Source organism: Corallococcus sp. M7, assembly GCF_054512695.1.
The window spans coordinates 3,992,887-4,003,871 of the sequence record NZ_CM137252.1 but is presented as its reverse complement, the minus strand read 5'-3'; the positions used below and the strand labels follow the sequence as shown (position 1 = coordinate 4,003,871).

General features: G+C 69.6%; 11 protein-coding genes. 3 read left to right on the top strand and 8 right to left on the bottom strand.

What is annotated here, in order from left to right; genetic code table 11:
• Positions 1–10 precede the first annotated feature (10 nt).
• Genes ACX114_RS16400 through ACX114_RS16390 form a run of 3 tightly spaced genes read left to right on the top strand, consistent with a single transcriptional unit; the run spans position 11 to position 2,834 of the window.
• Positions 11–538, top strand: coding sequence for a hypothetical protein (locus ACX114_RS16400; RefSeq protein WP_459299027.1), 528 nt, complete (start codon positions 11–13; stop codon positions 536–538).
• Positions 539–555: 17 nt separating this feature from the next.
• Positions 556–1,320 (top strand): hypothetical protein, encoded by a 765-nt coding sequence (locus tag ACX114_RS16395; protein ID WP_459299026.1) that lies wholly within the window; start codon positions 556–558, stop codon positions 1,318–1,320.
• Positions 1,320–2,834, top strand: coding sequence for an SUMF1/EgtB/PvdO family nonheme iron enzyme (locus ACX114_RS16390; RefSeq protein ID WP_459299025.1), 1,515 nt, complete (start codon positions 1,320–1,322; stop codon positions 2,832–2,834). The genes ACX114_RS16395 and ACX114_RS16390 overlap by 1 nt, the downstream gene beginning before the upstream one ends.
• Positions 2,835–3,154: 320 nt before the next feature.
• Here ACX114_RS16390 and ACX114_RS16385 read toward each other — a convergent pair whose 3' ends face one another.
• The 8 genes from ACX114_RS16385 to ACX114_RS16350 form a co-directional block, all read right to left on the bottom strand.
• Positions 3,155–3,376, bottom strand: coding sequence for a hypothetical protein (locus ACX114_RS16385; RefSeq protein ID WP_459299024.1), 222 nt, complete (start codon positions 3,374–3,376; stop codon positions 3,155–3,157).
• Positions 3,373–4,104 carry a hypothetical protein gene (locus ACX114_RS16380; RefSeq protein WP_459299023.1) on the bottom strand — a complete coding sequence of 244 codons (732 nt, stop codon included), beginning with the start codon at positions 4,102–4,104 and terminating at the stop codon, positions 3,373–3,375. The genes ACX114_RS16385 and ACX114_RS16380 overlap by 4 nt, the downstream gene beginning before the upstream one ends.
• A 1,204-nt stretch (positions 4,105–5,308) precedes the next feature.
• Positions 5,309–7,471, bottom strand: coding sequence for a hypothetical protein (locus ACX114_RS16375; RefSeq protein WP_459299022.1), 2,163 nt, complete (start codon positions 7,469–7,471; stop codon positions 5,309–5,311).
• The gene (locus ACX114_RS16370; RefSeq protein ID WP_459299021.1) at positions 7,468–9,060 is read right to left on the bottom strand and encodes a hypothetical protein; all 1,593 of its coding nucleotides are present in this window, start codon (positions 9,058–9,060) and stop codon (positions 7,468–7,470) included. Before ACX114_RS16370 ends, ACX114_RS16375 begins: the two co-directional genes overlap by 4 nt.
• The gene (locus ACX114_RS16365; RefSeq protein WP_459299020.1) at positions 9,029–9,223 is read right to left on the bottom strand and encodes a hypothetical protein; all 195 of its coding nucleotides are present in this window, start codon (positions 9,221–9,223) and stop codon (positions 9,029–9,031) included. Before ACX114_RS16365 ends, ACX114_RS16370 begins: the two co-directional genes overlap by 32 nt.
• 4 nt (positions 9,224–9,227) lie before the next feature.
• Positions 9,228–10,415, bottom strand: coding sequence for a phage baseplate assembly protein V (locus ACX114_RS16360; protein ID WP_459299019.1), 1,188 nt, complete (start codon positions 10,413–10,415; stop codon positions 9,228–9,230).
• Positions 10,412–10,621: a hypothetical protein gene (locus tag ACX114_RS16355; RefSeq protein ID WP_014396093.1), complete on the bottom strand. Its 210-nt coding sequence runs from the start codon at positions 10,619–10,621 to the stop codon at positions 10,412–10,414. The genes ACX114_RS16360 and ACX114_RS16355 overlap by 4 nt, the downstream gene beginning before the upstream one ends.
• Positions 10,621–10,962 (bottom strand): hypothetical protein, encoded by a 342-nt coding sequence (locus tag ACX114_RS16350; RefSeq protein WP_459299018.1) that lies wholly within the window; start codon positions 10,960–10,962, stop codon positions 10,621–10,623. Before ACX114_RS16350 ends, ACX114_RS16355 begins: the two co-directional genes overlap by 1 nt.
• Between the last annotated feature and the right edge of the window lie 23 nt (positions 10,963–10,985).

Here is a 10,985-nt window from a genome sequence, read left to right as displayed (position 1 = left end):
AAGAGACGCCATGCGTGGTCCTCCGTCCAGGACAGTCACCTGCTACGTGTGCGGTTCGAAGTTCACCGTGCATCAGAAGCTGGTGGTCACGAAGCGCGACACGGAAGTGGTGCCGGACCCGGACGCGTGCCCGTACTGCGACACGCCCCTCAAGACCATTGGCGAGCTGGGCGAAGGCGAGGCCAAGGGACTGGTGCTGCTCGCGGCGGGCTTTCCGGATGAGGTCAAGGAGTACGGGAAGCTGGAGGACTACCTGGAGGAGTTCACGCTGACGGAGAAGGACATCGACTCGCTGGTGGCGGTGGCGGAGGGCTTGGATTTCGCGGCGTGGGCCGAGGACAACGCGCAGCGGCTGGCCCGGCGCAAGAACCCTCGCGTGCAGGCGGTGTCGCGCGTCCTGCCCAAGCTCCAGGCACAAATGGAGAACGGTGAGCTTCCCGGGCGATTGCGGCAGGCCGCGGAGCACGTCAAGGATGTGTACCGTAAACGGCGGGAGCGCCACCTCGCGATCTTCGAGAAGCGCCAGAAGCAGCGATGACGGGAGAGGGAGGACGCATGGCGGAGCAACCGGTCGACATCCCCACCACCTGGAGCGCGCTCTTCTCCAGTGGCCGTGAGTGCGCGAACGCGAAGGAGACGGTGAGGCTTTTGACGCCCTCCGCGTTGAAGAACGTGAACGTCCCCGCGCGGGAGGCGGGGCCGCTGAGCAACACGCTCACCCAGGCCCTGGTGCTGTGCGAGCCCTCGGAGGGCCGGGCGCTGGCGGAGCCCCTGTCACGGCTGGCCGGGCCCGCGCTCCAGCAGGTCGCGAGGGAGTTCGACTCCCTGCGGCCCGCGCAGGTCATCAACGTGCTGTCGTTCGTGAACGCGCAGGAGTGCGCGGGCGCGCTGGACGGATTGCTGGTGGGCTCGCCCGTGGAGGCGTGGCTGGAGGCGCTGATGAAGGTGCGCCGGACACTGCACGAGGACCTGGCGTACCGGTGTGGGCTGGTGGCGCTGGCGCTGGGCCTGCCGGAGCTGGCGGCGCGTTTCGTGGGCGGTGGAGCGCTGACGCAGGACTTCACGCCAGGGCAGACGTTCGGGTTCAACGTCCAGGGCTTCGTGCGTTACCTGGCGACGGCGCGGCTTGGGAAGGCACCGGCCCAGGAGGTGCGCCCGGCGTGGGAGGAATTCGTGGAGGCTTTCCCCATGAAAGCCGCGGCGGGCACGCTGGAGTGGAAGGACCTCTTCTGGGCGGCGCGCGCGTACTTCGCGGGACTGGAGGGGCGGCCGGTGGCGCGGGTGGGTGAGTCACTGCATGCGCGAGTGAAGCCGGCCTGATGCGCTCCCCTTCCCTCGTCGCGCGGCCGGACGTTTCCTTCGAGGCGATGGACCGGGTGCTGTCCGCGCTGGGGTGGTTTCTCCAGTCCGAAAGCCAGACGCCTCCGCTCATCCCCGGTGAGCCGGAGCTGGCGGTCTACGTGAAGCGCGCGACGGAGTCGGCGCTCCATTACACGTTCAACCCGGTGCTCCGGCTGCGGGTGCTGGAGTTCTCCGGACCTGACGCCGTGGGGGAATGGGCGATTGTGCGCAAGGCGGTGCTGGTGATGGAGGCCCCGGCGCTCGCGGCGCTGCTGGCGTCGTCGGAGACACAGGAGGTGCTGCTGGGGCTGCTGGCCACGGAGGTGCTGCGAGAGCGCTCGTCGATGGAGCGCGTGGCGGCGCTGCGGTTCCATCCGGAGTTCAGCGTGTCGCGGACCGCGGAGCGTGTGCTCGCGTCGCTGGTGCCGGATGGGACGGAGGAGGCGTTCGCGCGACTGAAGGAGGAGAAGGAGGCGCATCCGGACCGCTCCGTGCTGTTCGCGCACCTGCCGAGTGAGGAGCAGCGGCGGCAGGTGTTGCGCTGGCTCATCCATGATCAGGCGGCTTCGAATCCGGACATCGACGCGGTGCTGCGCTCCGCGCTGGTGGACAAGGACGCGGAGGTGCGGGTGACGGCGGTGATGGCGGCGGCGCGGCTTCAGGCGCGGGAGGTGCTGCCGGCGCTGCGTGAGGCGCGGATGCCTACGTCGACCCGGGAGGGTGCGGACCCGAGGGACCGGCTGTTCTATTCGAACCTGCGGGACCTGGTGGCCCAGGTGCTCGCGGGCAGGCCTTTGCCTCCGGAGGGCTCACCGAAGCGCGAGCGGATGGCTCCGCTGCTGCGTGCGTTGGCTGGCCCCGCGGACGTACGGGATGATCCCACGCTGCTGCTGCATGCGCTGACGACTCCGGTGGATCCGGGAACGCGTCCCGCTTCGTTGCCGGAAGCGGTGGTGGAACGGGAAGGCACGTACCGGCTGCGTCGCTCAGGGTTGGAGGCTCGCTGGGTGCCTCCGGTGGAGCACTGGGTGGGAACGGGGCCGACGCTGCGGCGGGTGAAGTCGCCGGGGTTCTTCGTTGCTCGGGTGCCTGTGAGCCGGGCCGCGGCGGCCTGGGCGATGGCGGCGTCGCAGGGACCGGTGGGCACGGCGGGGCCAGACGCGGAGGAGCCTCTGCCCTGCACTCTCGTGGAGGCGGAGCAGGTGTGTTCGGCGCTGTCGCGCATCGAGGGCGTGGAGCTGCGGCTGCCTTCCAGTGAGGAATGGGAGATGGCGGCCCGCGGGCCGGACGGGCGCCTGTTCCCCTGGGGCAATTCGATGCGGGATGACGGGGCTGCACGTGCTTCGCCCTGGGGCGTGGAGAAGCTCGTGGCTTCGCTTCCGCAGTGGGCTCGGGAAGGCCTGCTGTGCGGGGGACGGGAACAGCCGCTGTGCTCTTCGCGCCTTGAGGTGTCGGCGGCGGTGGGCGCCGTCAGATGGGTGCTGGCCTCCTGACGCTGATTGGCAGTGCGGGGCCGCCTCCGGGGACGAAGCGCCGCGAACCTGTCCGACTGTCGGACAAGTTTCCCGAGGTCGCAGCCGCCAGGCCCCTCCCCAAGACGAAGCGCTTCAAATCTGTCCGACTGTCGGACAGGTTTCCGAGGCCGACGCCCCGAGCCTCCTCCCCAAGTCGAGGAGTTTGAGGCTGCCAGCCACCTCCAGGACGATACGCAGTGAACCTGTTCGACTGTCGGACAGGTTTCCCGAGGCCGCAGGTCCAAGGCTCGCCCCCTCGGAACCACTGGCCATGGTCCTCGGCCATCGCTTCGGAACGGCTACTTCTTTGGCATCCGGATGCTGGGGTTCGTGGCGACTCGGGGCGCGCTCTTCGCCTTGAAGCTGCCACCGGCGGCGGCCTTCATCGTGGGCCCCTTGGCCGTGGCTCCCAGTTGGGCCCTGGCTGTGTCCGTCTTGGGCTGCTGCGACGGCGCGATGGCCTTGTTCATGGCGGGCTTGCGGTCAGGTGTCTTTCGCGTCTGGGGCGTCATCGTCTTCATAGGTTGCCTCCGGGGATGCGTCCGGCGGGGATGCCTTGCAGCTTGAGCGACACACCGGATGGGGCTGGGACCTCCAGTTCGACCAGGCCTCCTGCTCCGGTCACGTGAACGTCCGGGCCGATTTCCAGGCGGCAGCCCACCGCTGGGCGCCCCGCGTGGTCCTGGGCCAGCAGCCTGCGCCGGTCGTCGCTCACCACCACGGAGGGTCTTCTCAGCGCGACCTGCGCCTGGGCGATGAGCACGCAGCGCTGGCCGTTCACGCTCGCGCGGACCTGGGCCCGGATCCTCGCGACTCCGGGGGCCTTTCCTTCGGGAGGCCTCGCGAGGAGCGTGGCAGTGGGCGCGGGCGGGCCTGGGAGGACCGATCCCTCCCAGACGGCTTCGAAGCCTTCGTCCAGCCCTACCGCCGCGAGCGACAACGGCACGCGGATGGGCTCGGCGCCGAGCCAGATTTCCTCTGGTACGACGATGGCGATTTCGGGCTCCAGTTGGACGTCGGCGATCCAGGACCAGCGCTCGGTGAGCAGGTCCGCGAGCCAGCTGGCTTCTTCTGGCGACATGCGGGCCAAGGCCTTCTCCACATGCGCCGGGTCCGACAACCGTTGGAGTGCCCCGGCGCCGTCCTCGAACCTGGCGTTCTTCAGCAGGCCGTCGAGCTGGCCCGGGAGAGATTTCGCGAGGGAGCGCACCAGGTGGCCCAATCGCTGTCTTGGAGGAAGTGTGCTCATCCTCGCCTCCTCCACAGCGACCTGCCCGTCATCCGTCGCCGCAGCCGTTGTTCTGCTTGCTGGAGCGCTTCGGCGTCCCTCGCCGTGAGGCGACGGCCGTTCATGAAGAAGGCCCGTGCGTTGATATCCAGTTCGTAATCCGGTGCTTCTTCCCACGTAGGTTCTTCATTCAGGGCTTCGGGGCGCAGGGGTGCTTCGACTCGCGGTGGAGGAAGCAACGTCTTCACTTCGATGCGCACCGGTTCTGGTGCGGTGTGTCTCGTGTCCCGTAATGGAGGGTGGATGGACTCTCCCCGTTCCTTCGGTTGGGCAGGACGCGCGGTCCGTGATTCAGGTCTGTCGTTACGACGTGGCCCGGGTTCCTCCTGGAACGATGGGACCTTTCGTGTGTCCGGTGCTGGCGGCCGGTCCAGGGGGCGGGGTGAGCTTCTCCTCCGTGGCGGTGCCCTGGCGGGCGTCTCCCTTTGCTCCTCTGGGGGAGCCTGTGGTGGCACTTGTGTGGTGGCGCGCGCGACGCGATGGCGGCGTGTTGGGGACTCCGGCACCCGTGCGCTGATCCGTGGGGGCGCGGAGATCTTCTCCACGGCGGGTCTCGGCACCCGGCTCCTTCTCCGACCTGGTGCCTTCACGCGTGTTTCGACGGTGGGAGGGACCTCAGTGACCTTCTGGCTTTCAGGTTCGGTCCGGTCGCCTGCTTGTGAGGGAACATCTTGGGGCTGGGCGCGAGGACGAGAGGGTCGTGGCTTCGAGACCTCCGATGGCAGCTCTGGAGCGCTTGGGGCTACGGGAAGCACGAACGTGGGAAGAGGCCTTCCTTCCTGGTGCCGGGTCACGGGTTCGACTGGTGGCCGTGGCTCCTGGGGCTGTGCCGACGAACCGACAGGCCTTGGCACTCGACGGCGGATGGGTGCGATGGGTTCCGTGACAGCCGGGACTTCGAGCCGCGCGGGCAGATTGAGCACGGGTGGCGTCATGTCCTCTGGCTCGGTGAGCCCCATGGACCTGGGACCTGACGGGGCCGACGCCGTCTTCATCGCGCGGCCTGTCTCCCCTCCCCGCTTCTGCGCACCTGGCGTCGGTAGGGACGGTGGCAGCGGCGGGTCCACCTTGAAGTCTCCGCTCTCTCCCCGCTCCAGGGGATGGAGCACCCGGTCCAGCTCCGCCAGCAGCGCGGCCACCGCGAAGAGGTCGTCTCTTGCTTCGCTCATGTCGGCACTCCCAGCCAGGACTTGAGGACCGTGGTCGCGGCCCTCAGCTCCGGGTCCCTCAGCACCGTCTTCGTCACGCCGCTGTCCTGCACCGTGATGTTCGCCGTGCCCGGATCCAGCTCGATGGGGATCATGACTCCCGTGGCGAGGCTGGGGCCTCCGAAGCCCTTGAAGTCGCGCCGCAGCGTCACGTCTCGCACCAGCGCCTTGGGCATCCGCAGGTCTCGCAGCGTGATGACCACGACTTCTGCGTCGTCCTCGCAGCACTGCGGCGTGGGCGTCGTCGTCACCTCGTCATCCGCTCGGGCCGCCGCTCCTGTGCGCAGGTCCACCGAGTCCACGGTGGCCACGCCCTGCCACCACGTTCCTTCGTCGTCCGCTCCGCGCACGAGCAGCAGCTCCCCGGGCCTTGCCACCTGCACCGGCTTGCTCGAACCGGACGTGCTCGCCAGCGGGATGCCGTCCAGGAACAGCCTCGTCGCTCCCACCTCCACCGGCGGTAGCAGCTTGAACGTCTGGCCTGCATACGGCGCCGCCACTGACGGAGGCACCAGACCCAGCGCGCCACCGTCCTGCCCCAGGATCAGGTTCAGCTTCGCGCCCTGGGCGATGACCTCCTGCACCACGCCATCCGCTTGCGGCCCCGCCGCTGAGTGCCCGTCCAACAACTCCTGCGTGGAGATGGACACCGCGTTTCCACTCACGGGCGATCCACTCCTCACCAGCCCCGCGACCCCCGGCAGCTTCGCGTCCGTCGCGATGGACACATTCAGGGGGGCGATTCGCAGGCGCTTCTCGGCCCCTTTCACCTCCCAGCCCAGCACCAGCGCCAGCGTGGGCCGGTCTCCTCCCACGTTCGCCACGTGCCCTGGCTGCACCAGTCCCAGGTCCACCGTGGGCGTCACCGACAACGCCGTCGCCTGCGTGAGCGCGTCCTTCACCAGCGCCACCGGTCCCACCAGCGGGATTCCCGTGGGCTGTCCCGCGAGCACCCGCGTCAGGCTGTCGCAGAATGGCTTCAGCACCTGCCGCAGCAGCGGCGCCAACGCGGCCCGGTTGCGTGCGTCAAACCATCGCTGACGGAACACCCAGTGGAAGCGCAGCGACCACTCCAACGTCCGAAGCATCCGCAGCGACCCGTCCGGATACGCCAGCCGCGACGCCACTGCTTCGTCCATTCCCGTCCCCGCCTGGATGTCCAACGTCGTCAGCTCGTTGGACAGCTGGCCCGGGATGCCAGGGGAATCCGCCCTCCTCAGCGTGGTCTTCAACGACGCCAGCCCCGACACGGACGCAATCACGGTGCGTGGCGGCTGGAGCGCCGTGGCCACCGCTCCGTAGTCCGTCGCGGATGCCTGAAGTGAATCCGCCGCTCGCTGGAGCGCATCCGTCAGCTCCGGGGCCGCGCCCTGCTCCTCCAACGTGGCCTTCGCCTGGAGCAGTACGTTCCGGTCCGAGAGGCACTCGCCCTGGCGCGCTGCTGCCCCTGACGCCACCGGATCGAACGCAGTGGACGCCGAAGAGACGGACAGCCCATCCAGCACGCTGCTCAGGGACACCGTCTCCGACGTCGTCTTCAGCTCCGCCCGCCTCGCGGTGCGCAGGCCCGTCCAGGTCCCCAGCTCCGCGACGCCGCTCTCCGCCGCGTCCTTCCGCTGGTCCGTGGTGAAGAGCCCCGCGTCGATGGCGTCGTCCACGGTGCCGCTCGCCGACAGGGGCCCGAAGTCATACGTGGGCACTCGCACCGCGACTTCGCCGCCGTGCTTTTCGTCTCGGAACGCGAACAGCGTCACCGTTCCCGCGAGCGACGCCGCTCCCGTGAGCTTTCCGTCTCCATCCGCTCCGATGGTGCCCACCGCGAACTCCAGCTCCTCCACTCCCGGCAGCCGGCTCTCGCTCCCCACGAGCGAACCGACGGACACCGTCGGCAGTCCTTCGCCTCGGGGTGCGGCGGCCAGGGCTGGCGCCAGCGCGATGCCCACCGCGCGACGGCGGGCCCGCTCGATGACGTTGAACACGGGCAGGAGCGCGCACACCGTCTGGACGTACGGCGCGTCCTGATCCGCCACGCCGTCCATGCGGTCCAGGAACGCCTCCAACTGCTTCCAGGCCGCCTGCCAGCCGTCCAGCTCCGCGCTCAGGCGCGTCACCGCGCTCACGGGCTGTTTCCCTTCTTCGGCGGCGGGGTCGTGTCAGTCGCGGGAGGCTGTGGACCCGGCGGTCGCTCGGACGCGCCGGGCCCTCCGAAGCCGATCGCCAGCGAACGCCCTCCCCGGCGTTGGGAGTGCTTCGTGGACAGCATGCCCTCCAGGATCTCCTTCTGTTCCTCCACGTGCTCCTTCGACTGGTCCAGCACCTCCACCAGCGTGGAGCGGCCCCGTTCCGCGGCGGCCTTCAGCTCCTCCGGCGTGCGGCCCACCGCCTTCACGAACCTCTCAGGCGCCTTCTCCACCGCGTTCACGAACTTGTCCGCCTGCTTCTGGGCCGTCGTCTTCAGGTTGCCCCAGGCGTCCTTCACCTCGTCCGCGCTCGCCTCCAGCACCTGCGCCGCCTTGCTCTCCTCCAGGGCCGTCTTCACGTCCTGGAGCGTGAGCTCCCCCGACGCCAGGTCCATCGCGGCGGACAGGCCCAGCAGCTCCCAGAGCATCGCGGCCTTCGCCAGGTTGGGCCCCGCCGCCAGCAGGCAGATGCCTCCCACGTAGCCGCCCGGGGGCCGGTTCGTCGCCGTGAGGAAGGCCTCCTTCAACCCCGCCACGCCGCCTGTCGTGGACACCGGCAGCGCGTACATGCCCGCGGACTTGAGCGCGTTCAGCAGGTCGATGATGGCTTGCACCGCCTGCGCCAGCTTCATCAACACCTGCACCTTGTCCTGCATCGCGGCGGCGAGGCTCCGGAGCAGCGTGGCCAGGTTGTCCACCGACAGGAGCAGCGCCCTGAGCGCCTCCGGGAGGATGAGCAGCTTCTCCATGTCCGGGAACAGGTCGCGCATGCGCGCGGACTTCCAGTCCGGCTTCACCGACCGGCCCCGCGCCCGGCTGCGACGCGGATCCAACGCGCCCTTCGGGTACTTCTCGAACGCCTTCTTGAACGCGGTGATGTTGAGCAGCTTGCCCAGCAGGTACAGCGCCTGCCGGAGCGCATCCAGCGACGGCGCCGCCATCACGATGAACACCGCCTGCACCGGCGCGCCGTCCGTCACCGTCGGGCGTGAGTCGTCCCCCGGATCATCGAAGGACGCGACGAACCGCCCCGCCCAGCGCGCGAAGCCGTCCGGCGTCACCGGCGGGCGCTCCAGCGCGAAGCCCGCCTTGAAGTCCTTGGGGATGTTCGGGATGAAGCCCGTCTCCGCCAGGTTCGTCTCCGTGGGCCCGATGCCCGGCGCGTCCGCGTAGAGGTACGCGCCCGCGTTGAGCAGGTCGTTGATGATGTCCTTGAGCAGTTCGTAGGCCGCGAGGATGAGCGCCCGGAATGGATCCGGCAGCCCCAGGAGGATGGCCGCCAGCGCCTGGAGCAGCGCCTGCACGAACTGGAGCACCGCGATGATGATCTGCAGCGGCGGCTTGACGATGCCCACCAGCTGCTCAAGCCCCGGCGGCACGCCGATCAAGAGCGGCCGCCACGCGGGCGCGGCCCCGGTTCCGGTGGCGTCCGTGCCTTCCGCCTCCTCCAGCGCCTTCGCCAGATCCTCGCAGCAGGCCTCCAGCGCGCCGTGGAGCTCAGCGATAGCGGCGTCGTTGAACTCGGCCACGCGCGTCCTCCCGGGTGCGTTGTTCCAGCTCCATCAGCCTCTCCAGCCGTTCGGCGTCCTGGGCCACGCCCACCGCCGCCGCCTGGAGCAGCAAGGCCTTCACCTCCTCCAGCCGCTCGCGCAGGACGGACGCTTCCAGGGGCTTCCAGCCGGGATCCTTCATCGCGTCACCCCACCGGCATGCGCTTGACGAAGCCGAAGTAGGACCAGTCCAGCATTGGCGTCATCGCCGCCCAGACATCCAGGAGCGGCCCGTACGCGGCCACGGTCAGCGGGTTCACCGCCTTGAGGATCTGCGCCAGCATCGTGAAGTGGATGGCCAGCCCGTCCCCCAACACCATGGGCGAGATGGCGGAGATGCCGCCCACCTGGCACACGCCCAGCATCGTGTTGATGGACACGTTGCCCGCCAGCGCGTCGATGGAGACCGCGTTCAGGGATGGCCCCGGCAGGTCCGGCATCGCCGAGGCCACCTTCACCGCCTTGCCCGCGGCGATGTTCACGTTGCCTCCGGACGTGAGGCCGTAGCCCCCCACCGCCGTCTCCTGTGACGCGCCGGAGATGACGCGCGTGTGGCTGCCCTGGATGCGGTCCTCGCGCGGGCCCCCCACCACCTCCTTCAGGCCGCTGCCTCCCACCGTGCGCGAGTAGCCCGCCACGTCCACCTTCTCCGTCAGCGACCCCGTCACGTGCAGCGACACGTCTCCGCCCACGTCGCGGGTGTGGCTGCCGTCCACCGACTCGTCCTGCTTGCCCGCGACCTCCAGCCGGTCGTCGCCGTCCACCTCCGCGGAGCGGTTGCCCTCGTTCACCGTGCGCTCGTTGCTGATGAGCCTGTCCAGGCCTTCCGAGGACAGGATGACGCGGTTGCCCTGCCGGTCGTGGATCTCCACGCGCGCGGTCTCCGGCCGGTCGTCCAGGACGATGTAATGGCCCGTGGCGGACTTGAGCATCCGCACGCCCGGCACCGCGGCCTGCGGTGGATAGTCGTGCTTGGGGATCTCACTGACGTCCGGGGCCACGCGCGCGGTGGAGTCCGGCTGGCCCAGGTCCGCGAGCGCGGGCTGCCCCCACCACATGCCGCTCCAGATGGGCTGGGACAGGTCTCCGCCCTCGAACTCCACCCAGACGCCCGCGCCCACGTCCGGCACCACGAAGAGTCCCTGGTCCGGCCCCGCGTACGGCGTGCACGGCATGGCCCAGCCCGTGGCCACGTCCCCCATCAGGCGCGGCACCACGCACTGGATGCGCCCCAGGTTGAGGGGGTCCGAGACGTTCGTCACATAGCCCCGGTACTTGCCGAAGTAGCGGCTCTCCGTGCGTTCGATGAGCTGCTGCAGCAGTTGTTCGATCATCGCGCGCTCCGCAGGTCGTCGTCCTCGTCGTACTGACGCACGCCGGAGACGTCCGACAGGTTGATGTAGACGGGTGTGGCGCCATCCGGCCCGGTGAGGTGGACGACGTCGTCGATGAGTTCCACCACCAGGCCCACGTACACCTGGCCCAGCGTGGTGAAGAGGTAGCAGCGCTGCCCCATGCTGGCTTCGAGCAGCTTGCGCATCACTCCTCCAGCTTCTGCACCAGCCGCGTGGCCAGCTTCACGCGCGTGTCCACCCAGATGCCCACGTCGCGCTGGCGCTCGGAGGCGAGCCTGCGGCGCGCGGCGCGCACCAGGTCCTGGAGCGTCACGGGCACCGTGGGCACCGGTGGCAGGCGGGAGATGCGCACGTCCAGCGCCCGGAGCACGGAGGTGTCCAGGTCCAGCTTCGCGCGCGTGCCGGCCAGGTTCTCCAGCGCCGCGGCCTTCGCGTCGGGCGCGTCCGGCGTGGCGGAGAGGGTGACTTCGGGCAGCGCGGTGCGCTGGAGGGCGACGCGGCCACTGAGGGCGAAGGGATCGGGCATGGGGGTGTCCTTGTGGAAGGCAC